The sequence below is a fragment of the Anaerobiospirillum sp. NML120448 genome, assembly GCF_023050945.1.
Taxonomy (GTDB): domain Bacteria; phylum Pseudomonadota; class Gammaproteobacteria; order Enterobacterales; family Succinivibrionaceae; genus Anaerobiospirillum.
Map to the genome: position 1 here is coordinate 55,730 of NZ_JALKIM010000003.1, position 24,105 is coordinate 79,834.

11 protein-coding genes are annotated in these 24,105 nt (G+C 39.9%); 6 read left to right on the plus strand and 5 right to left on the minus strand.

The window, feature by feature from the left end:
• Positions 1-153: 153 nt before the first annotated feature.
• Positions 154-1,164 carry a type I glyceraldehyde-3-phosphate dehydrogenase gene (gene gap, locus MXE38_RS01200; RefSeq protein WP_246910239.1) on the minus strand — a complete coding sequence of 337 codons (1,011 nt, stop codon included), beginning with the start codon at positions 1,162-1,164 and terminating at the stop codon, positions 154-156.
• 966 nt (positions 1,165-2,130) lie between these two features.
• Between gap and malQ the strand changes: the two genes are divergently transcribed.
• From malQ to hrpA, 4 genes are all read left to right on the plus strand, one after another.
• Positions 2,131-4,368, plus strand: a complete 2,238-nt coding sequence (gene malQ / locus MXE38_RS01205; protein ID WP_246910241.1) for a 4-alpha-glucanotransferase — start codon at positions 2,131-2,133, stop codon at positions 4,366-4,368.
• A gap of 708 nt (positions 4,369-5,076) precedes the next feature.
• Positions 5,077-7,284: a 1,4-alpha-glucan branching protein GlgB gene (gene glgB / locus MXE38_RS01210; protein ID WP_246910243.1), complete on the plus strand. Its 2,208-nt coding sequence runs from the start codon at positions 5,077-5,079 to the stop codon at positions 7,282-7,284.
• Between the two features lie 547 nt (positions 7,285-7,831).
• On the plus strand, positions 7,832-10,021 hold the full coding sequence (glgX, locus tag MXE38_RS01215) for a glycogen debranching protein GlgX (protein WP_246910249.1): 2,190 nt from the start codon (positions 7,832-7,834) through the stop codon (positions 10,019-10,021).
• Between the two features lie 1,339 nt (positions 10,022-11,360).
• On the plus strand, positions 11,361-15,437 hold the full coding sequence (hrpA, locus tag MXE38_RS01220; RefSeq protein ID WP_246910309.1) for an ATP-dependent RNA helicase HrpA: 4,077 nt from the start codon (positions 11,361-11,363) through the stop codon (positions 15,435-15,437).
• A 210-nt stretch (positions 15,438-15,647) separates the two neighbouring features.
• On the opposite strand, the gene MXE38_RS01225 is transcribed toward hrpA, so the two are convergent.
• From MXE38_RS01225 to MXE38_RS01235, 3 genes are all read right to left on the minus strand, one after another.
• A complete protein-coding gene (locus tag MXE38_RS01225; RefSeq protein WP_246910252.1) occupies positions 15,648-16,217 on the minus strand; it encodes a helix-turn-helix domain-containing protein in 570 nt (189 codons plus the stop codon).
• A 600-nt stretch (positions 16,218-16,817) separates the two neighbouring features.
• A complete protein-coding gene (locus MXE38_RS01230) occupies positions 16,818-17,606 on the minus strand; it encodes a DUF533 domain-containing protein (RefSeq protein WP_246910255.1) in 789 nt (262 codons plus the stop codon).
• An 885-nt stretch (positions 17,607-18,491) separates the two neighbouring features.
• Complete coding sequence (locus MXE38_RS01235) at positions 18,492-18,752, minus strand: HPr family phosphocarrier protein (protein WP_246910258.1); 261 nt, start codon at positions 18,750-18,752, stop codon at positions 18,492-18,494.
• Between the two features lie 216 nt (positions 18,753-18,968).
• Between MXE38_RS01235 and MXE38_RS01240 the strand changes: the two genes are divergently transcribed.
• Positions 18,969-19,355, plus strand: a complete 387-nt coding sequence (locus tag MXE38_RS01240) for a hypothetical protein (RefSeq protein WP_246910261.1) — start codon at positions 18,969-18,971, stop codon at positions 19,353-19,355.
• 955 nt (positions 19,356-20,310) lie between these two features.
• Positions 20,311-22,029, plus strand: a complete 1,719-nt coding sequence (locus MXE38_RS01245; RefSeq protein ID WP_246910264.1) for a methyl-accepting chemotaxis protein — start codon at positions 20,311-20,313, stop codon at positions 22,027-22,029.
• Positions 22,030-22,848: 819 nt separating this feature from the next.
• Here MXE38_RS01245 and MXE38_RS01250 read toward each other — a convergent pair.
• A complete protein-coding gene (locus tag MXE38_RS01250) occupies positions 22,849-23,550 on the minus strand; it encodes a hypothetical protein (protein ID WP_246910267.1) in 702 nt (233 codons plus the stop codon).
• Positions 23,551-24,105 lie beyond the last annotated feature (555 nt).

Below are 24,105 nucleotides of genomic sequence, written 5' to 3' on the forward strand. Positions count from 1 at the left end.
AATTAAGTGTCTTAGCATGGGACAAAAGCAGCTATTAAAGGGCTATAGTTTGAAAGATAAGTGTTGCTTAGGTAGAAATAAAAGAAAGGGGCATATAGCCCCTTTCCTTTTTTACTCTAAAAAGAGTATTTGCATTAATTTAGAAAATCTAAATTATTTGCCAGAGTCAACGATGGAACGGATTAACTCTAATACCTTGTTGGAGTAACCAATCTCGTTGTCGTACCAAGATACTAACTTAACGAAATTGTCAGTTAAAGCAATACCAGCCTTCTCGTCGAAGATAGAGGTGTGGGTGTTGCCTAAGAAGTCAGAAGAAACAACTTCATCAGCGGTGTAAGCTAATACACCCTTCATAGCACCCTCGGAAGCCTCCTTTAAGCACTCACAGATCTCGGAGTACTTAGCAGCCTTCTTTAAGGTTACAGTTAAGTCAACAACGGAAACGTCAGCGGTAGGAACACGGAATGCCATACCAGTTAACTTGCCGCTTAACTCAGGAATAACCTTACCTACAGCCTTGGCAGCGCCAGTTGAGGATGGGATGATGTTCTGAGAAGCACCGCGGCCACCACGCCAATCCTTTAATGAAGGACCGTCAACAGTACGTTGGGTTGCAGTGGTGGAGTGAACAGTGGTCATTAAGCCTAAGTCGATACCGAAGTTGTCGTTAACAACCTTAGCTAATGGGGCCAAGCAGTTGGTGGTGCAAGAAGCGTTAGAAACGATGTCCTGACCAGCATAGGTCTGATCGTTTACACCAACTACGAACATTGGGGTGGAGTCCTTTGAAGGAGCGGACATAACGACGCGCTTAGCACCAGCCTCGATGTGCTTACGTGCCTTCTCGTCAGTTAAGAATAAACCAGTAGACTCAACAACATACTCTGCACCGATGTCACCCCACTTTAATTGAGCAGGATCACGCTCAGCGGTTACGCGAACTACGTTGCCATTTACAACCAAGTTGCCGTCTTGTACGTCAACGGTGCCCTTGAAAGCGCCGTGCATGGTGTCGTACTTGAGCATGTAAGCCATGTACTCAGGTGGTAATAAATCATTGATACCTACAACCTGAATGCCGAGCTCTGGGCGGTAGATGGAAGCGCGGAAAACGAAACGACCGATACGGCCAAAGCCATTAATACCAACTTTAATAGTCATAAAAATATAAAGTCCTATCTGTGTGGTTACTAGTTATTAAGTGATTTAAATATACTCTACTTATTGAGAAATTCAAGCAAGAACTTGTTAAGTACAATCACTTTTAAACAAATATTTTTAAAAAATGCACTTGGCGCACAAAATTAACATGCTAAGAAAGTGCATATCTATCAATTTTATTGAGGGTTTAGCTAATTATTTAAAATTTTTTTGCTATCTTTGCAAAATCAATTGTCGGATCACTTTTAGTACAAAAGATGGTAGTAAAACCATAATATTTAATGAATAAGGGCTACGCTATTGCAAAAAAGCGACAATTTTTTTCACGCCACAACAAATCATTATTAAAAAAGTGTACAGCGCACATTAACTTGAACTTGCATCCCAATGAAGTTAGGAAGGAGGGTATGTAAGTAAGTAGGTAAGTAGGAAGGTAAGTAGGTTGGTTGGTAGAGTAATGGGTGAGGGATGATAGTTCGTTAGATAGGTGGCTTGCACTTATATAGATAGTAGTTGAGTATTTTGAGCATTGAATGATGTTAGTTTGCAATTTTTAAGGCAAGATGAGTTACGTCATGGATTTACTTGGGTATAAGAACGCTAATTTGTTTGATAGCTGCCTAAATTATGAATTTTTCTATGAGGCTTATTCTAGATAATAGGGTAGAGTATTTATAAAAATAGCTTTAGAATTTGCTTGAAAAACAATTTTTGGCAGCCATGCCTCAAGGCAAAGCCCTAAAAAAGCCTTTAGGGAATATCCTGAGCTCATATTATTTGTTAAGTAATAGGTAGACAACTTTAGGATGTTTATTCTAGCTCCTTTTTCTGCGGTAAGTGATTGACAGCCTATAAGAGATAGGGGCCATGCTTTAAACACTAAAACTTATTAAGAGTTAATAGAACTAAGAAAGGGAAAGGCGCTTCTTCCTCCTCTTCGTCAGGAGGAGGTTTCTGCGTAGAATTATGATGATTGATTTAGAAAAATTTGCTGATCATGTAGGCATTGCTCGTGATTATTACGATTGCAATGGTCAATATACTCAGATTACTAAAGAAGCGCGTTTAGCTACTTTAGGCGCTATGGGTTATGACCTCAAAGATGAAAAAGGCCTACAAAATATTATCTTAAAAGAGGAAATTACTCCTTATAACGAAATTTTGGATCCAGTAACTGTGATTCGTGAAGGTGAGCGTCCTTTTATTATGATGCGCACCCTAGAGAAGCTCAGTGAAGCAGCTGTTCTGTCATGGACATTAACTTTAGAAAGTGGTGAAGTCTATAAAGGCTCTTGCCCATTAAACGAAATTGAAATTGCCGATTATGAGGAAGTTCAAGGTCGAGTTTATGATACTCGTCGTTTTATTATTCCTAATGAATTTCCTCAAGAGGTCGCCTCTTTACCTTTAGGCTATCACACCTTTAAGGTAGCTATTGATGATGGGGTTGTGCATTATGACTCCATTGAACAATCCTTAATCATTACTCCACTTAAATGCTATGAGCCCGAGGAGATTAAGCAAGGACGTAAGTTCTGGGGCGTTTCAGTACAGCTTTACTCTTTACGTTCACGCAATAACTGGGGTGTAGGCGATTTTCATGATCTCAAGCTCTTATTAAAGGCGGTACATGATCGTGGCGGTGAGTTTGTTGGTTTAAATCCTCTGCACGCTGGATATCCTGCCAACCCTGATCCAGACATGATAAGCCCATATAGCCCATCATCACGTCGCTGGCTCAATATTATCTATATTAGTGTTCCTGATGTTCCTGAGTTTAGTACTTGTAGTGTGGCCAAAAACTATGTGGCATCCAGTGCTTTTACTAAAAAGCTTCAGTCATTAAGAGATCGTGATTATGTTGATTACAAGTCAGTTTTAGATCTAAAGCTTAAAGTTTTAGAAATGATTTTTGACTACAATCGTATGACCGATCGTAGATCTAATCGTGGCAAGAAGTTCTTAGAGTTCATCAATCAGGGCGGTGAATCCTTGATGAGCATGGCAACTTATGATGCTATGCAGCGTACCTTCTACCAAAAGGGTATTAATGCTTGGGGATGGATGAAATTCCCTAAAGAGTATCAAGAGTGCCATGGCCCATTTGTTATTAAGTGGCGTGAGCTTAATAAAGAGCTAGTATATTTCTATTGCTACTTACAGTTCTTAGCTCAAGAGCAGTTACAAGATGCTTACCAAGCTGCCTGTGATGAGGGCATGGTATTGGGCACCTATCGTGATTTAGCTGTAGGTGTTAGTGAGGGTAGCTGTGATGTTTGGGCCGATAGCGATGATATTTATCGTGGCAGTGCCGAGATTGGAGCTCCACCTGATCCATTAGGCCCATTAGGCCAGTCATGGGGTCTTGCTACTATAGAGCCTCATGCTTTACGTCGTAGTCGCTATAAGCAATTAATTGAGCTTTACCGAGCCAACATGCAATCATGCGGTGCTTTACGTATTGATCATGCTGCTGGTTTATATCGTTTCTGGTGGGTGCCTGTTGAACATAAGGCAACTGAAGGCGCTTATGTTAATAACAATATTCATGATTGGCTTGGCATCATAGCTCTAGAGTCACAACGTAATAAGTGTATGATTATTGCCGAAGATTTAGGTACTATTCCTTTAGAGTTACGTATTGCCTTAAAGGAAGTAGGTGCTTTATCTTACAAGCTCTTCTTTGGTGAAAAGGCTCATGATGGTGGCTATATTGCTCCACAAGATTATGAAAAGCAGGCTTTAAGCGCAGTTACTACTCACGATATGCCAACCTTATTAGGCTGGTGGTCTGACTATGATCTTAAGATGGGTCAAGAGCTCGGTATTTATACTGAGGATGATGTTAAGCGCATTGGTGATGAGCGTAAGTACAATAAGCAACGCATTTTAGATAGCTTACATGGCTTAGGCTCAGTAGGTGAGGAAGTGCCTCGTAATGCCAATGATATCCCACAAATGACTCATGAACTTATTTTAGGCATTGAGCGTCATATGTGCCGTGGTTCATGCGTATTGTTCTCCAGCCAAATCGAGGACTGGATTGGCGTACTTAAGCCTGTAAACGTGCCTGGCACCTTTAGAGAGTACCCAAATTGGCGACGCAAGCTAACAGTTAACATTGAAGATTTAGACAAGGACAACTTTGTCAAAGAGTTAACCAAGGCTATGACTCAGGCTCGTGAAGAGGCCTCAGATAAGTAATTAATAGCTATAGTTAGTCTAATTACCAAAAAGCGCAATCTTGCCCCGATTACCAAGGTAAGATGAGCGCTTTTTTTATTTGGGCCCTCCCTTAACTAATAATCACTCCAAGTCCTTATGTCCTTATGTCCTGATGTCATGCTAGCTGTTAGACCATCAGGGTAGCAGGTTAGGAGGAGGGCGTTGATTATAAAGGAGAGGCTTGGGGTGGTTTGTAAAATAGCGGCGGTAAGGGGCTATAATAGATATTAATTTATGTTTAGGATGTAAGTTTTCAATTTTTAATGCTTAGTTTTAGCGCATTAGGGTTTAATCTTGACCAGTTTCGTCTAAATAATTGAGAACTTGGTCAGGTTACATGCTTTTGCCTCTGCAAATACCTACCTAGCTTGTAATACACTATATTAAGTACGACTAATTAAAGTTAGTTTTTGGTTTATTTTAGTTAATCACAGGGCTCATAGTGGTGATGAGCTTTATGGTTACCATTTTCCTTGTCTTAAGCATAAGACAGGGGTAAGAAAATTATCTTACTGCTGATAAGAGTGTGCCCAGCAGGTGCTAATTTTCTTACTTTTTGCATATTGTAAATCATGGCTAGCTGCGGCAGTCTTAGGAAACTTAGACTTACTTTAGACGCTAACCAGTTTTATTTGAGCGCTCGCGGCGGTTTATCGCTTGAGATTGCCAAACACAAAGGAGCTAGAAATGCTTATTGATGAACTAAATAGTGCACGTTTATCCAAACCATTTGAGGCTTTAGGTTTACAGCCTAATCCTAATGGTAAGGGCTTTATTATGCGTGCTTGGCTGCCAGGTGCTAAGACATGCCGTGTAATGACTCTTAAAGGCAAGAAAGACTTAGGTGAGTTAAGTGTTGTAAATCCTGACGGTCTTTTTGAAAAAGTATTTGAGGATGTAACAGAGCCTTTCCACTATTATTTTGAAGTAGCTTATAACGACGCTACTATCGAGGTAATTGATCCATATCAATTCCGTGAAGAGGCATTCTATGGTCTCAATACTATGTATGAGACTCCAGAGAACATCTATAAGACCTTAGGTGCACAATTAATCGAAGTAGAGGTTGATGGCGTTAAGGTACGTGGTACTAAGTTTGCTGTTTATGCACCATCTGCCACTAGCGTAGCTGTAATTGGTGACTTTAACTTCTGGGATGGCCGTCGTCATCCTATGGCCCGCTCCTTATTAGGTCACTGGGTATTATTTGTTCCTGGTCTTGAGGCTGGTCAACGTTATAAGTTTGAAATTAAAGATAACAATGGCAACCGTCTCCCTCACAAGGCTGATCCAGTTGGCTTCTATCACGAGCAATATCCTTCCTTTGCTTCTATTATTTCTGATCAAACCACCTATAAGTGGAATGATGATGAGTGGCGTAAGTCTCAACAAAATGACAAGCTTACTCAGCCAATGTCCATTTATGAGGTGCACCTTGCCTCTTGGAAGAGAAAGTTAGATGGCTCTTCATTAAGTTATCGTGAGTTAGCTAAAGAGTTAGTAGATTACTGTAAGGAAATGGGCTATACCCACATTGAGCTCTTACCTGTAATGGAATATCCATTCTCTGGCTCTTGGGGTTATCAGCCAACTGGTCTATTTGCTCCAACTTCACGCTTTGGTTCAATTGATGACTTTAAGTTCTTCGTTGATACCTGCCACCAAAACAATATTGGTGTGATTTTAGACTGGGTTCCTGCTCACTTCCCAACCGATGCTCATGGTTTAGCCCGTTTTGATGGTACCCCAGTATATGAGTACGAGGATCCACGCCGTGGTTGGCACCCTGATTGGAACTCTTTAATTTACGACTTTGGTCGTGATACCGTTCGTAACTTCTTAGTTGCTAGTGCTTTAATTTGGCTTGATTACTACCACGTAGACGGCCTTCGCGTAGACGCAGTAGCCTCTATGCTTTACTGGGATTACTCTCGTAAAGAAGGCGAGTGGATTCCAAACGTTAATGGCGGCAACATCAACTACGAAGCTGTATCTTTCTTAAAGTGGTTCAACGAGACTGTTTATCGTAAGTTCCCTGGCGCTATGACCATTGCAGAGGAGTCAACTGCCTTTACTGGTGTATCCCGTCCTACTTACACTGGTGGCTTAGGCTTCGGCTTTAAGTGGAACATGGGCTGGATGCATGATAGCTTAGAGTACATGTCACAAGATCCTTACTTCCGTAAGTATCACCACGGTGAGATGTCTTTCTCTATGATCTATGCCTACAATGAGAACTTCATCCTCTCTATTTCTCACGATGAGGTAACTCATGGTAAGCACTCCATGCTTTACAAGTTACCAGGTGATGAGTGGCAACAATGCGCTAACTTACGTGCCTTCTTAGCTTACCAATATGGTCACCCAGGCAAGATCTTAAACTTCATGGGTACTGAAATTGCTCAGGGTAACGAGTGGAATCACGATGCTAGCTTAGATTGGTGGTTACTACAGTACGACAAGCACAAGGGTGTTCAGGCTTTAGTTAAGGATCTCAACCACTTCTATAAGCAAAATGAAGTGTTATGGGCCAATGACTACGATCCTGATGCCTTCCGTTGGCTTGATGTATCAGATGCAGAGCACTCTGTCTTTGCTATGTTACGTACTTTACCTGATACCTCAAAGGGTGGCAGCGGCGAGAACAAGGATGAGATCATTATGATTTCTAACTTTACTCCTGTGCCATATGTTGCTTACCGCTTAGGCGTACCACGTCCAGGTACTTATAAGGTAGTATTCAATACTGATGATAAGAAGTACTGGGGTTCTGGCTATTCTACTGGTCCTGAGAAGCTAATTGCCTCCAATATCTCTTGGCAGGGTCAATACCACAGCTTAGTATTAGATTTACCACCACTTGCTACTATCTTTATCAAGCGTGTTGGTGATTAATTAAACTTGATAGTTAGTTGTTAACAGGTCAGGCTCTTAGTGTTACTTTTCGTAAGCTAATGAGCCTGGCTGTAATTAAAATTCTTTTTACCGTTTAAGAATTTTTTTTAAGAGGTTTGTTTTCTTCTGCTTTCTTTTCCTTGTAGCTTTCTTGTAACAAAATTTGGTCATTAGATAATAAGATTTATGTTAATAGTACTCACCATTTGTTAGTGCTATTGCTAGTCTAGGACAGGATTTTCAAGTTTAAATTTATTAAAGGAAACGAGGTATAAGAAATCAAACCTTTTTTGTTTAACTTTGATGCTGACTAAAGTGTTGTGCTTTTAGTGAGCGTCCTAATCCATAGCTAAGAGGCTGATTAATATTAGCAAGCTCTAGCTGTAATAGGATCTGTAATTGCGTTTGCCTGTGCCGTTTTATTTGTTTATCTCTATCAATAAAGCTCTTTTAAGGTTAGCAAATTTGTAAGCAGCAATTCATATTCTTTCCCATGGTTAGTTGTGGTTAGTATTAAATAAGTCTAAGTGCTTGGTAAGGAGCGAATATGCTCGAGCTAATTTCTGAGGATAGATTACGCAAGGTCGGGTTTGGTGCAACCTTATACCCTGACGGATGCTATTTTAGTATTTGGGCTCCTGATGCCAAAGAAATAGTAATTCACTTATACACTAAGAGTGAAACTAAGCTAGGAGCTTTTACACTACAAAAGAAAAAGGGTGGCGTGTGGTATGGCTTTATTAAGGGTGCTAAAGCAGGTGATTGCTATGCTCTTGAGGCCAAAGGAGAAAATGATCCTGCTAAGGGTTATTATTTTAAAGAAGGCCGCTTTTTAGTAGATCCTTATGCAAAGCAGTTAAACAAGGCTTTTGCTTATGATGAAGATATGTATCTTAATCATAGTGAAGAGTTTATTCCTAAAGCTGTGATCATAGGCGCTGAGGAAGACTTTAATTGGGAGGGAGTGCCAAAAGTTTTCCGTGATCGTGCTGATGTGATTTTATATGAAGCACATGTTCGTGGCATGACTATGCTCAAAGAAGATGTTCCTCCTAATGAGCGTGGTACTTATTTAGGTATGTGTCACCCAAGTGTGATTGCACACTTAAAGCATTTAGGTATTACTACTGTGCAAATTATGCCAGTAGCTGCCTCTATGTCAGAGCCATTTTTGGTTAAGCGTGGTCTAAAGAATTACTGGGGATATAACCCTGTATGCTTCATGGCTCCAAATCCAAGCTATGCCTCTGATCCTGCTAATGCGGTCAATGAGTTTAAGACCATGGTTAAAACTTTCCACAAAAATGGCTTAGCTGTTATTTTGGACGTGGTATTTAACCATACTGCTGAGGCTGGTTTAGATGGCCCTGTTCTAAGCTATAAGGGATTGGATGCCCGATCATATTATGCTTTTGAGCTCAATCAAGATGGCTCCTTAAATTACTTGCAGTTTATTAATGTTACAGGCTGTGGTAACTCATTTAATGCCGATACTTTTATTTCTACCCGTTTAATTATGGATAGTCTTAAGTATTGGTTAGATGAAATGCAAGTAGATGGTTTCCGCTTTGATTTGGCGGTTACCCTTTGCCGTGAAAGCCACTCTAATCAGTATTATGCTTTTGATAAAAACTGCGGTTTCTTTAAAGCTTGCTTTGCTAACGAAGATACTAATAGTGCGCTCATGATTGCAGAGCCTTGGGATCCTGGTTTAGGAGGCTATCAATTAGGTAACTTCCCTCGTGGCTGGTCTGAGCAAAACGATCGCTATCGTGATTGCATGCGTCGCTTCTGGCGAGGTGAAAAGGGCTTGCTAGGTGATGTTGCCACCAGACTCTTGGGTTCACGTGATGTCTTCTTAAAGGGACATCGCTCCATTAATGCCTCGGTTAACTATATTACTTATCATGATGGCTTTACCCTTGAGGATTTAGTTTCTTATAACTACAAGCACAATGAGCTAAATCTTGATAATAATAGTGATGGCTCATCAGAAAACTTCTCTTATAACTGTGGTGCTGAGGGTCACAGCAAAGATCCAGAGATTATTAAGCGCCGTTGGCAATTAAAGCGTAATTTAATGGCCTCCTTAATTATTTCTCAGGGTATACCTCATATTTTAGGCGGTGACGAACTTAGTCGAACTCAGCTGGGTAACAATAATACTTATTGTCAGGACAATGACCTTAACTATTTGCATTGGAATATTTCCATTGAGCAGCAATATTTTAGAGACTATATTGCTAAACTTATTTCAGTGCTCAAAACTTCTCGTGTGTTATCTGAAATTAATCTTTTTGATGACTTTTTCTATAAGTTTGAGAATGATTATATTGCCAAGTGGCGTAAGAGTGACGGCACCTTATTAAAAGATCAAGATTGGCATAGTCCAGATATTAATCACTTAATGCTCTATGTAGGTGATAGAAACTACCGTGGAGAGCGTTGGTGTTTGATGTTTAATAATGAAGACAGGGATCTTATGTTCCGCATGCCAAGCATTTTACATGATCGTTATTGGCATGCCTTAATTGACTCCTCAGAGGAGGATGGTATACCACGTCGTTACTCTAATGAATCAGGCTTAGAGAGCATGTGTGCGGCACATAGTGTTAAGGTCTTACGTATGGATGTAGTTGAAAGCTCAGCCTTGGCCAGCGATGAAACCATGGATGAACTTATCTCCTCACACATTCTTAATCGTTATGCTCCTGGCAACACTAAGTTCCAATATTAAAGTCAAACTATTGATAGTTAAGCTAGCCTAGGCTAGCAATAATTAAAGGCAAGCACTTAATAATGGCTTGCCTTTATGTTTTTTAGAATATAAATCTATATAGCGTATAATAGCGATGTTTTAGCCTTAGAGCTAAGCAATGAATATTTAATAATTTTTACATTGCCGAGAGGCAATAAGCATATTTAGGAAGTCCTTGGTCATGAGTGATAAAAACTCAAACTCTTTTAGTTCCTTTGCCGATTTAAAAGATTTACAAGTACGCTTACGCCAGCAAGAGGCCGATCAAGCTCAGGCTAAGGCTGATGCTATTGTAGTTAAAGAGGGCAACGAGCACTTAAATCCTATTAAGCAAAAAGCAGCTCAGCTAGCAAAATTTAGCTCCCAAGCCCAAGTGCATGGCCAATCTCAGGGCCAGGGCCAAGCTCAGGGCAAAGCCCAGGCTCAAACTCAAACTAAGGCTCAAGGTCGCAGCTCAAATCAGGCCAAGACTCAAGGACAAGCTGGTAGCAATGTCCGTTATAACAATCGTAATAACGCTCAAAAAACAGGTTTTAAGAATAAAGCTGCTAATGATGAGAAGCTCAATAGCCAAGAGCGCTTAGAGCATGCTCTCAATCGCTTGCAACGCAAGGCCGACAGCCTCAATCGCCATCACGATAAAGATGTAGCTAAAGAGCAGAAAAACGCCTCTTACTCTAATCTTAAGCCAGAGCTTAAGTCTCAGCACGAACCAGAGCAAAAGCAAAAGGCTAAGCACGATAAAGGCGCTAATCACAAGAAGGTTGCTAATAATAGCAATAGCAAAAAGGCCCGCCCTGCTAATAAAGGCAAAGCTCCGCTATTACAAGGCAAATACTTTGATGTTGAGCTCTTAAAGGAAGTTAGAGCTAAACAAGATGAGGTAAGTTACCAGACTCGTCGTACTCTGTACCGCAAGCTAGGTGAGCTTGATAATGTGATTTTGCAGCTCATGCAAGATCTCTTCACCAGCAACGCTAGCGCTAATGCCAGCGCAGGTGCAGGCACCAGTGTAAGCAATGGCGCAAGCGCAGATAGCACCGCCAGCGCAGGCACTAGCGCAAGCGCAGGGGCTAATGCAGGTGTAGGCACTATGGGCAATGATAGTGCTGCATCTGCGGTCGCATCTGAGACTGCTGCTGCGACTGCGTCGGATGCTGCAACTGCTGAGGCTGCGGGTATGGCTAGCGCTCAGGGTGAGGCAGGGGCTGATAAGAGTGTTAATAAGAAAGAGCTGCTTGAGTTAGTACTGTCCTCTGGCGAGTATGGTCAGCGTAAAGAGGAGCTACTTTGCTACTTACAAAGCGAAGTAGAGGCCATGGCTTTACGTGAGAAAAATGTACCTAAGCTTGAGTATCCTGAGTCTTTACCTGTAAGCCAGCGTAAAGATGAAATTATTAAGGCTATTGCTGAGAACCAAGTAGTAATTATTGCAGGTGAAACTGGCTCTGGTAAAACAACTCAAATTCCTAAGATGTGTCTTGAGGCTGGTTTAGGTCGCAAAGGCTTAATTGGTCATACTCAGCCACGTCGTATTGCTGCTCGTGCAGTAGCTTCACGTATTGCCCAAGAGCTTCATGAGCAGTTAGGTAATAGTGTTTCTTATAAGGTACGTTTTACCGATATTAGCTCGCCTAATGCCTACATTAAGCTTATGACTGACGGTATCTTACTATCAGAATTAGTAAGCGATCGTCTCTTGCTTAATTATGATGTCATTATTATTGACGAGGCCCATGAACGCTCTTTAAATATCGACTTTTTATTAGGCTATTTAAAGAACTTACTAGCCAAGCGTCCAGAGCTTAAGCTCATTATTACTTCCGCTACCATTGATGTAGAGCGTTTTGCTCAGCACTTTAATAATGCTCCTATTATTGAGGTCTCAGGTCGTACCTATCCTGTAGAGGTAGTTTATATGCCTCTTATGGAAGACAATAAAGGCGTATATATTGAAGGCCACGATGGTAAGGGCTATTACGAGCGTGATCATAAGAGCAATAACCATATTATTGAGTCTCGTAATGAGGCTATTGATGAGGTCTTGTCCCAAGGTGGTCCAGGGGCATGGGCCGATAATTCCATGGCAAGTTTAAAGGCTGCTGCTCAAGCTTCCATCAATGCTAAAAAGCTCGCAGCTAATGCTGTTATCCCACGTTCTAGCTCTTTGGACGACGATAGGGATGTGGCTGATACTTTAGATTTACGCCAAGGTATTTTACAAGCCATTAATTATTTACAAGCTCGAGGACGTGGCGATACTCTAGTATTCTTGCCTGGTGAACGTGACATTTTAGAAATTGCTCAATTCTTGCGTAAGGCAGGCCTTAAAGATACTGAAATTGTGCCTTTATATGCCCGCTTAGCAACAGCTGAGCAAAACAAGATCTTTACTGATCATACTGGTGTACGTATTGTGCTGGCTACTAACGTTGCTGAAACTTCATTAACTGTACCTGGTATTCGCTATGTTATTGATCCTGGTTTAGCTCGTATTTCACGTTACTCTTCACGTACTAAAGTACAAAGATTACCTATTGAGCCTATTTCTCAAGCTAGTGCTAACCAAAGAAAAGGCCGTTGCGGTCGTGTTAGTGATGGTATTTGTGTACGCTTATACTCAAAAGAAGATTTTGACAATCGTCCAGAGTTTACCGATCCAGAAATTTTAAGAACCAATCTGGCCTCAGTATTACTACAAATGGCCTCATTGCGCTTAGGTAGTATTGAAAACTTCCCATTTATTGATGCACCAGCACCACGTCAGGTAAGTGATGGTTTACGTCTATTAGATGAGTTGGGGGCTATTAGTGATAAGCCTTGGTCTAAGGCCTCTAAAGATGATGAATCGCAATTACAGCTTACTAATGTAGGTCGTATTTTATCAAGATTGCCTTGTGACCCACGTTTAGGACGCATGATGGTTGAGGCCTCCAAGTACCATGCCTTAAGCGAGGTTATTGTTATTGTCTCAGCTTTAGCTGTAATGGATCCTCGTGAATATCCATTGGATAAAAAAGAGGCTGCTACCCAGTGGCATAAGCGTTTTAATGATGAGAAGTCAGACTTCTTGTCCATTTTAAAACTCTATGACTATATTAAAGAGTTGCAAAAGACCTTGTCTAACTCAGCTATGCGCCGTCAGTTAAAACAAGAGTTTATCTCTTTCTTACGTGTGCGTGAGTGGATGGATGTGCACCGTCAATTAAGAGCCTCAGCCCAGCTTTTGGATATGAACTTTAACCAAGAGAAAGCTGATTATGAGTCTATTCACCGCTCTTTAATCTCAGGATTGCTTAGCCATATGGGTATGTTAGAGCCTAATGGCAATAATTATATTGGTGCTCGTGGCTCTCGTTTTGTTATTTTCCCTGCCTCTGCTTTAGCCAAGAAACCGCCAAAATGGATTTGTGCCTCTGAGCTTTCTGAGACTAGTCGCTTATTTGCTCGTACTGTTGCCGCTATTGATCCTATATATGCTGAGGCTTGTGCAGGTCATTTAATTAAAAACACCTATAACGAGCCGCACTGGTCTAAGAAAAACGGTGCAGTAATGGCCTATTTGACCAGAAGCATTTATGGTTTGCCTATTGTGCAAAAGCGCTTAGTACAATACCAGGATATTGATCCTAAGCTTTGTCGTGAACTTATGATTCGTGATGGCTTTGTAGGGGGTAATATTCTGTGTAACCATCGCTTCTTTAATCACAATATCTCATTAATTGATGATGTTGAGTATTTAGAAGATAAGGTTAGAAGGCGTGATCTGTTAGTTGATTCAACCACTTTAGAGCAATTTTACGATGAGCGTATTCCAGCTAATATCTGTAATATGCGTGATTTTGATAAGTGGTGGAAAACTAAGAGCAAGGAAGATCCTAATTATCTTGATTTTAGCTATGAGCTTATTGCTAAAGGCGACATCATGGCTATTGAAGATAAGCTCTATCCAGAATTCTGGCATCAGGGTGCTTTACGCTATAAGTTAAGCTATGTTTTTGATATTGGCTCTGAGCGTGATGGTGTAACTGTACATATTCCTATTACGGTCTTAAATCAAGTAAAGGCTGAGGAATTTTTATGGCAAATTGATGGTTTACGCCAAGAACTGTTTGCTACTTTAATTCGCTCTTTACCAAAGCGCCTACGTCGTAATTTAATTCCAGCTCCTGAGTACGCCAAGGCTCTTGATGAAAGCTTAAAGTCTTATACTCAAAGCATTAATCAAAGCGAGACCGTAGCAAATAATAACAATGCTCCTAAGGGTAAAACTAAGGGTGCTTTAGATAACTTATTTGTGGTAGTTGCTCGTGAGCTTACTCGCATGGGTGGAGAGGTTATCAGTGCTGATGACTTTGATAAGAGCCTGATCCCTGACTATTTATTTGTTAACTTCTCTATTGAGGGAGTAGACGGCAAAGAAATAGCTTTTGGTAAGGACTTTGCGGCATTATCATCTCGCTTGCAAGGTAAAGCCCGTGAAGTATTACATCAAGTAGTTAAGAGCCATAAGGTAACAGCTCCAGCTCAATCTTGGGAATATGGCACTATTAAGAAAGAGCAGGTAACTAAGCAAGGATCATTGCGTATTACCGCCTACCCTGCTTTGACTGATAGAGGCGAGGGTGTGACCTTAGAGCTGTATGATAGTCCAGAGCGTCAGGCCAAGGCTATGGCTCAAGGTGCTATTAAACTCATTGCTTTAAGTTTAAAGAGCCCAACTAGTTACTTAGAAACTCATTTACCTAATAGAGCCAAGCTCTCTATGTACTATCAGCCATTAGGATCAATTAAAGAGTTGATTTTTGATCTTATGCTCTGTGCTATTAGTAATATTGTGCAGCGCAATGGTGGTGTACCTTGGGATGAGGAAAATTTCTTACGCTTAAAAGAAATTGTCCGTGGTGAGCTTAATGATGAAGCTTTAGCTATTGCTAAGAATATTGAGCAAAGCTTAGTAAAAGCCCATGAGCTTAAGCGCCTATTAAAGGGTAATATTTCCTTTGATTTAGCACGCTCTTATGCTGATATTTCTGCCCAGCTTGATGGCCTTATCTATAAGGGCTTTATTAGCCAATGCGGCAATGAGCATTTAAGTGAGTTGCCACGTTATTTACAAGCTGCTATTGAGCGTATTACTCGTCTCAATCGTGATGTGGTACGTGATCAAATGTATATGAGAACCTTAGATGGTATTAATGAAGAATATCAAAAGGTGTTACGTAGCTATCACGAAGACCTTATTCCTCCACCATTAAAAGAAGTTAAATGGATGATTGAGGAGTTGCGTGTATCATACTTTGCCCAGCACTTAGGCGTAAGTTGCCCTATCTCTGATAAGCGTATTTACGCAGAGCTAGAGCGCATCCAATCTCAATGGCTGCCCCAAAAATAGCAGTGCACGCTGTAGCTTTGTCCTGTCAGGCCAAAGCTAAGCTCCATAGCGCCTTAGCCCTGGCTAAGGCGCTGGGACTGAGCCCTGGCCATGGCCTAAGCTGAGGCTAGGGTCTGTAGGCTTAGTTTGAAAATTAAAAAGAGGATAGAAATTTGTGTTTTCTATCCTCTTTTTGTATAAGTAAATAAAGCTAAATTTAAGCTAAGTGGACTATTCTTCCTCATCTTTAGACTTTGGCTTGAGAGTTTTGTCTACCACTTTTTCTATAGCTAGCTTAATAGGCGGATCTTTAGGATTTAGTTGTTGATCTATAGTATTAGGCGAGCGATTATATGGAAAGTTATCAATATCAATGCCCTTAGTTTTTAAGAAGCGTAAAACAGGATGGTAGGGCAGATGTAAATAGTTGGCAATACCTTTGGCATGCCATTGGTTTTCATTAAGATGCTCTGGTATATCTTCTTTTAAGGTCTTTTCAATTAAAGCAATATCTTCATCCAACAATATGCTTTTACGTCCAGAACGTTGTTTATCTTTTAGTCCCTCAAAACCACTTTCTTGAAAACGTACAATCCATTTGCGGACAGTTTTACGATCAACATTTAAATGCTGGCTTACCTTAGAAATAGATTTAAATTTGGTAAATTGAATAAGGATATCGTAACGCTCTTTAGCACGCTCATCTTTGGTCTTGCGCCAAGCACTAATCACCTTTTCAAAATCAGGATGATTTTGAATTTCAATAGCTTCAATTGACTTATCAGTAGATGATATATTCATATTGGCTCTAAAACATCCCTAAATAAGACCTATAAAATAGGCACGCTTATACCTGAACTTAGTTAAAAATATCCCTTAACTTACGAAATTTCCCTTGTAAATCAGCTTTAAGAGCACAAAGAGCATTTTTGGGTTAAGCGATAAATATCTCTTTTGCAAAAACAACAATCTTGACATATATCGGATTCATGTCAATAAGGGATAATTTTCAGCAAATTTCAGATTATACTAACTTATACAAGCTGTTAAGCTTGCTAACAGATAGCTCACCTAATGAAAAGAGATAGTGGCTCAAATTACATAGTTAATGCTTTTTTAAAGTCATTTTCTCAAAAATTTTGGTAAAAATGGTAAACAGTTAATGATTATATCTTAATTAAGTTTAATTACTCCATAGCTTATTTTTCTTATCATTCATACAAACGAAACATCTTTATACCGTATTTTTCCCAAATTTCATGATAATAAGATGCTTGATTGGTCTTATCTTGATACAGCGCTCCTCACATCATTTTGAGCAAGGTTTTTACTTAAGAAAATAAAAAAGGGGAGACTTTTTAGGTCTCCCCTTTTGAGGTTTTGTTTTATTCTTTGTAAATGTTAGTAGCCTGACATTTGTCTTCTAAGTTCGTTTGCATCATTATCAAGCTGCTGTTTAGTAAATTCGTTAATATTTAAAGCAGCGGCTAAATCACTTAAATAGCGTTGTTCTTGCATATTATCGGCCACAATAGCAGCAGCTGAGAGGCGATAAATATCCATAGCCTGAGATTGATTTTGTACTTTAGCGGCTAAATCACGTGGATCAAGAGGCTTATTTAAGAACTCACGAATCATTTGGTTGGTATTGCCACTTAATTGATTAGCAGTCTTCATAATCATTTCTTGCTCTTGAGCATCGATATGACCATCAGCACGAGCAGCAAAAATCATAGCTTCAATTAAAAGCTTGCCCATATCATTAGAAAGCATTAATTGTTCTTGCTGGGCATTTTGGGCATTAAATTCAGCAAAAGGATCGTTGCTGGCACCAGCAGAAGCGCCATAACCACCTTGATTATAGGAGCTTGGGCTTCCATAACTGCTAGAGGCCTGGCCGTAACCAATGTTTTGCGAGCCGCTTGGTGCTGCAGTGCCATTTTTGTTAGAGCTCCAATTTTGGTACATCTTATAGGCCAAGGCAGCTAAAGCTGCTGAACCACCTACTACAGCAACATTTTTGGCAGTCTTTTTAACGCCTTTAGAACCTCCAAAGAGCGCACCTAACACAGCACCAACGCCAGCTGCGCCAGCCATACCGACCTTAGGATCAATATTTTTTGGCATGTTAGGCATATTCTTGCTTAGTTTGTTAGCCCCGTCTTTTAGCTTGCTAAATAAGTCGCTCATGGTTCAATCCTTTAACCTATGTTTAATTCAATTTGCTACGTAACTCATTATGGTCTATAGATGCTTAGCAAAAACTTAGAAAGAATAAAAAAGTACCATAAATGCTTAATTTTTTCACAATCCCAGCCGCCAAAAAAAGTCGCAGTATTGCGTACAGCAGAGCATCTTGCTGGCCCTTCCTTGTTCTAAACTCTAACCAAATCAACTAACTTAATTAACAAACAGGCAAGCTAGCCTTAAAGCAGGCAAGCCTGCCAAGCTAGCCTGCTGTCATTGCCTACCATGCTTATACAAATCTGATCTAAATGCCTAAACTCCAGTGCAATTGACCAAAATAGGGGGCTTTGAGCAGCAAATATGGGGAGGGAAATATCCTGTAGAGTCGATTTTTAGGTAGTGTCTGGCAGCGCAGCGCAGCGCAGTGCATGGCATGGCAGAGTCAGTAAGACCAGACGTAGGGGAGACAGTTGGTTATTTATCAAAATTTGCTTAGATTTTGCGTTGTAGAGGTAATAAATTCGTATAAATGACCCTCAACATACAGCAAAACTGTTAGTTTAACGTAAATATTTGAATGTCTCCCCTATGTCAGTAAGACGGTTAACTTCAAAGAGTACAATTTGGAGTTAGGCTCTGCAGAGCGATACGAGGCTAGGTGGCATAATACGGGGCAAAGGGAGACAATGCGAGGTAGTATGGAAAGACTTGGCTACTTAAGGGCTGCGTACTGCTTAGTGCTTATATGGGCAATAGCGGTGGTAGTTGATGCTATGGTGATGGCTCTTGATGAGGGGGCTATGAACTTATAGGGCACGAAATAATAAGCCCCTAAAAGCAAAGGTATCTTTTAGGGGCATAAATAAAAGCTAATAAACTACTTATCAACTAAATAGTGCTTTCAAAAACTTCTTTTAGTTCAACAGCGGCGATATGCTCATCCTCACCTTCAATGGTGATGGTGACATCCCAACCACAACGAATGCCTAAGCCCATAAGAGCAAAAATACCACCCTTAAGATCAGCAGTCTTGCCGTGAGCCTCAATACTGATCTTAGACTTATAGGACTTGGCGGCCTTAATAAGTACACCTGCTGGACGAGCATGGATACCATCGCGATCTTTAATGGTGTAGGTAAATTGTTGCATCTGATTTAGTCCTTTTTAATTTGCTAATAAATTAACCCAAAGGCAAACATATGCTATTTTACAATCATTACAGAAAAAACTTTAATATTAGAGTTAATTTGTGCGCATTATCGTACTAAAAATGGTAAAACTCTTCTTTGTAGTGCTAAAAGTACAGTATTTTGACCCCAAATTCTTTCTTGTTGCATTGTGTTGCAGTGTTAATGAGGGTATTTCATGTCAAGCATTAATTTATTGTCTGATGACAAAGATGACTTAGAGCTTAATAACGGGGCTTTTGCAGGCAATAATTTAAATGACATTACGCAAATTAATCACCCTTGCTCTTTTGTGTTTGTAATGAGCTCAGACGAGTACCAAAGTTATGGCATCTTAAAAGGTGACTACGTAGTAGTAAGGCGTGATGCACTTCCTCAGTCTCAAGATTTAGTAGTCATTAAGTACCAAGGTAAGTTTGTATTAAGACACTATGCCCATCCTAGTGAATACCTGCAAAAAAGAGCTGATGTAAAGCTCTATGTTCCTTACGATGACAAGGGGCGGGCGTTGTTTGAGATGTTTGGTGTGATAAGTTGCACCTTTAGAAAAATGAGGCGCACATAAAAGTTATCGTCATTAAAAAAAGCATGGCTGCATACCTAGACTAAATTTCAATCTAAGCATGTAAATATATTTTTAGTTTAATCAATATCGTTAAAAGCTTTAGAAAATCGAAAATAAATATGAAAAAAATTATGCAGTTGAGCCCAGAAGTATAGGAAAAACTAGCCAAAGGTATGGTAGTATGTCTGCGCAAAAAAGTTGCATCTATGTTTTTTGCAAAAAACGTGAGCTATGCAATAGCTTTAGAAGAATCATTATGAGAAAATCACAATGGTTTTTAAGCCAAATTTACTGAGAATTTGACCTTGATAAGATCAAATGAACAAGGAATTAAGTAAGCTTCAATAAAGCTCGCTTTAGAAAATCACATGCCCGTCTTTAGCTTTACTAAGCTTAAAGTAAATATGAATTTTCTCATTAACTAATATAATTTCCTTTTACAGCTCAGATTGGCAAGGCTTTTAAGATAGCTTTTACAGCAATAGTTTTGCAAAATTGGATTACTAACTATTAAAAATAATGTTTAGTAGCCGTTAACTTATACTAGCGACTCTTTGCAAATGGAGTGTGTAGCTCACATATAAGGATGTATTTATTGTTAAACTCCCATATTTTAGCCAATTTTGATGTGCGTTGTACTTTTTAATTATTTGCTACTTATTGATACGTTGTATCAATAAGCAATAAATAAATATATAATATGGTGTCTAAACCTTAGCATCTGTAGTTGCATAAGGATTAATTGAAAGTAATTTTGGTTGTGAATTATAAGTCATATCAAACAAATTCAACCCATCAGAATAGATTTCTTTATTTTAATGCTCATATGAGCAAATACAGCATAAGCTGTAGAACTTTTAGCAAGCTGTTAGCAAGCTGTGTCTGGCTTTGCTAAGGGTGATTTATGTGTTTGGCAAATTAGAGCGTATGTTCTAAAAATAAACTAGGAGCTTCTATGTTTAAGCAACTTGGCATCAAAGGAAAAATGATGGCAGGCTTTGGCTTCGTAATTTTTGTAGCCTTATCTGTTGCCTCTATGGCCATTTATTCCATGATGAATTCCTCTGAGGTAGGTAAAGAAATTCGTCACCTTATTACTGAGGATGTCGCAGATGTATTTGAGATTAATGTAGCCTATGGAGAGGTTCACTCTTGGTTGCACGAGTTACAAGTTGCTCCAAGTCCTTCCTTAGTAAGAGCAGGCTTAGAAAAGACTCATGCTTTATCTGAGCGTGTGCAAAAAGGTCTCCCAATGGGACACTTTAATGATCTTACTAATGCTTGTATTAACGATTTAAATAATTTAGTGCGCTCTATTGAAAACACTCAATTTAAGACTTTATTAGAGGCTGGTCGTTATGAAGAGGCTGATAAGGTATTCTTAAAGGAAGTATTACCTTATTCCTCATCAGCAAATAGAAATATATCTGCTCTTATTTATGCCTATGCTAATGAAGTAACTGATTATGTTATTCAATTAGACATGACTCACCACATTTATACTACTGTGGTATTAACCCTAATTGGTACAATTGTGGCTGTTATTTTTGCTACTTTATTATCTAGATATATTGTCGGTAGCACTTTAAACATCTTAGAGTACGCCAAGTTAATTGAGCATGGTAATTTCAATATTAAAATTGATCAAGATAAGATCCATGATGATGAAATTGGCCGTATCTATAGATGCTTTAAGGATATTGCTCATACTTTAAACCGTGCTGTAGCCCGTACCATTGCTATTTCTGAGTCATTAAATACTAGCTCTCAAACCTTAAACACTGCATCTAATGCTGTTATTACTGGTGCTCAGGACACTGAAAGCCGTGCTCTAACAGTAGCAGCTGCTTCTGATGAGATGGTATCTACTACTTCTGATATTGCTAAGAACTGTCACAATGCTCAAAGCACTTCAGAGAGCGCTCGTGTTGAGACCAATAAGGGCGTAGAGAAGGTAAGAGCAACTGTAATTAGAATTAAAGAGCAGGCTGAAAACACTCGCTCTGACGCTGATAAGGTTATTAAGCTTGCCGAGCAATCTCAAAAGATTGGTTCTATCGTAGGTACTATTGAAGATATTGCTGCTCAAACTAACTTACTAGCTTTAAACGCTGCTATTGAGGCTGCTCGTGCTGGTGAGGCTGGTCGTGGCTTTGCCGTGGTAGCTGATGAAGTTCGTGCCCTTGCTAGCCGTACTGCTGCCTCTACCAAGGAAATTTCTGCCATGGTAGCTGGTGTACAAGCTGATTCTGAGGCTGCAACTACCTCTATGAACGAATCTGTTGAGCAAATGAACTTAGTTGCTGAGGAAGCATCTGATCTTGAGAATACTTTAGGTTGTATTCGTGATTCTGTTAACAATGTTAACGATCAGATTATTCAAATTGCCTCTGCTGCTGAAGAGCAAATTAATGCTACCTCTGAGATTTCTAATAACATGCAAGGCATCTCAGAAATGGCCCAGCAGTCTGTTGACGTTGCAAGCAATGCCTCTAACGTGGCAACTTACTGTACCAACCTTATCGATGGCTTATTAAGTGAGTTAGACTTCTTTACCTTAGATGAGTCACAGCTTAATAAGGAAGACTTAACCTTTAAGCGTATCGATACCGACGCTATTTCCCGTCAGGTACAAAAAGCCGCAGAGCAAGTTCAAGCTTCTGCAGAGTCATAATTTAACTTTTAGCCCTTAATAGGGCTCAATTTAGCCAAACCTTAAAAAGGGATGCCAACTATCTGGTATCCCTTTTTTTTGGTAAAAGCCTATCTATTTTGCTAAATTTGCAAAAACTTCCGCCTCATAAAATCAAGAAAAATAAGTTCTGTGCTCAGAGCAAATGTCACTTCCATCCCAAAAATAATGAAGCAAACCATAAGCTACTAAAGCTAATCCCTCTCAAGCTTAGCCATTCCAAGCTACAAAGCTAACTCATCTCAAGCTTGGCCATTCCAAGCTACCAAAGCTAACCCCTCTGATGCTCAGGCATCCCAAGCTCACCAAGCTAATCCCTCTCAAGCTTAGCCATTCCAAGCTACTAAAGCTACCCCCTCTGATGCTCAGACATTCCAAGTTTACGAAGCTAATTGAACCATAGCTAAAGAGCAAAAAGAGGGCATAGTGCTGTAAAAGTAGCTGTTGGTGCGTAATGTATAGCAAATTTCTTTAGATTTTTTACTTATTATGGCTTCCTGCAAGAACCATAAAGCAAGTATCAGTGTGCGCTTTTACTATTGCAGTACTAGGCAGTCAGGCCTGCGGTTGTTCTAGTATGTTCGGTTGTATCTTATTTTGTAGGCAATAAGGGATAGACTATAGGCTATAGGTGATAAGCGATAGGGGATAAGGTTGTTTAGGCTTAATCAAGAGAGCTTTAGCTAGTAAAGAGCGCACGTATGGACTGAAAGGTTGGTGAGATTGAGCGTAGCAAAGAAAAGCCCTAATGATTGCTCACTAGGGCTTTAGTATTAAGTATTGTCGAAGTTAATTAATCGATTATTTTTGCTCTAAGCCTTGATCAAAGTGAGCTTGTACATAGGCTCTAATCTTTTGGTCAAGTGCATAGCGGGCCTCACGATGTGCCTTTTTGGCATTATTTACATCCTGAGCATATTTGGTAATAGCACTAGCACTATCACCATCAGCAACACGAGCCTTTAAGATTTGATTTTTAATGAATACTTGATCTTTTAAGGCCTGTAATTGATCAAAGTCAGCCTTAAAGGTCTTTTCAAAATCATCACCCAAGCAATCACCTAATAGAGTTTGGTGGTGTGGGCAGTAGGTATTCATTACTTTGTTAAGGCCTGGGCCTCTGTGAGGGCGTAAATGAGCAGTATGGTGAGGGCCTGGGGCAAAGTGATCTGCATTTAAGGCATAGCCAGCGCCCATACCCATGCCTGCGCCAGGGCCCATGCCCATTCTATGGTGGTGTGGAGTCATGCCGTGGTGGCGTGGAGGTAATGGTCTTTCACCATTTAAACGAGGGCAGTCATTAACGTCAAAACCACGAGGGCAATAGTATTCTTGACCATCGATTACTACTACCTTGTTAGGAGCAGGTGCGTTGGTTGTGGTAGAAGTTTGAGCTGGTGGAACAACTGCGGTAGTTTGTACTGGAGCTGGGGCATCGGCGGCAAAAACTGCAAAAGATGATGCTGCAAGTATGGCAGCTAAAGATAATTTAAGAGCTTTCATAATAAAATTCCAAGTTATGGACAAACAAAGAAACAAATGCTGTGAATACGAGGGTTTTAGTTGCCAAACTATGATTAAAAAAATAGTAAATTGAAAAAATCTGTAGTGCGGGTGAAACACTAATACTCCAATAATGACACTAAAATGCAACTACAATAGATGGCTTATGAATTTAATATTACGTTAGCAAAATTAGGTTTGTATTAGCGATTGCGATAAACAACAGGAATTTGTAGCGTGATGCAATATTCCTAGGAGCTAACCTCATTAGTTAGCCCTATAGGGGGAAGGTAAAACTACCAATAAGGCCTAGCGGTAGTAGCTCATTCTATTGCCACCAGTAATGTCTATTGCTGTGGTGGCGTGGTGTTGCTCTTTGGTCATTGTAGCGTTGACAGTCAGTGTCGTTGTAGCCTTATGGACAGTAATAATTCTGATGGGGAGCAGCTACAACAGCGCAGGAGGCTGCTACTAACAAAGCAGCAAGAGATAATTGTAGAGCATTCATTACAATCAATATTAAAGCACTATAATTAGCTCTTCCTTGGTAGTTGA

What these genes read in the sequence shown, in the direction of transcription:
- MXE38_RS01250 (WP_246910267.1), bottom strand. Translation starts at nt 23,550, where the DNA reads ATGAAAGCTCTTAAATTATCTTTAGCTGCCATACTTGCAGCATCATCT.
- glgB (WP_246910243.1), top strand. Translation starts at nt 5,077, where the DNA reads ATGCTTATTGATGAACTAAATAGTGCACGTTTATCCAAACCATTTGAG.
- MXE38_RS01240 (WP_246910261.1), top strand. Translation starts at nt 18,969, where the DNA reads ATGTCAAGCATTAATTTATTGTCTGATGACAAAGATGACTTAGAGCTT.
- MXE38_RS01245 (WP_246910264.1), top strand. Translation starts at nt 20,311, where the DNA reads ATGTTTAAGCAACTTGGCATCAAAGGAAAAATGATGGCAGGCTTTGGC.
- glgX (WP_246910249.1), top strand. Translation starts at nt 7,832, where the DNA reads ATGCTCGAGCTAATTTCTGAGGATAGATTACGCAAGGTCGGGTTTGGT.
- malQ (WP_246910241.1), top strand. Translation starts at nt 2,131, where the DNA reads ATGATGATTGATTTAGAAAAATTTGCTGATCATGTAGGCATTGCTCGT.
- MXE38_RS01230 (WP_246910255.1), bottom strand. Translation starts at nt 17,606, where the DNA reads ATGAGCGACTTATTTAGCAAGCTAAAAGACGGGGCTAACAAACTAAGC.
- MXE38_RS01235 (WP_246910258.1), bottom strand. Translation starts at nt 18,752, where the DNA reads ATGCAACAATTTACCTACACCATTAAAGATCGCGATGGTATCCATGCT.
- MXE38_RS01225 (WP_246910252.1), bottom strand. Translation starts at nt 16,217, where the DNA reads ATGAATATATCATCTACTGATAAGTCAATTGAAGCTATTGAAATTCAA.
- gap (WP_246910239.1), bottom strand. Translation starts at nt 1,164, where the DNA reads ATGACTATTAAAGTTGGTATTAATGGCTTTGGCCGTATCGGTCGTTTC.
- hrpA (WP_246910309.1), top strand. Translation starts at nt 11,361, where the DNA reads ATGGCTTTACGTGAGAAAAATGTACCTAAGCTTGAGTATCCTGAGTCT.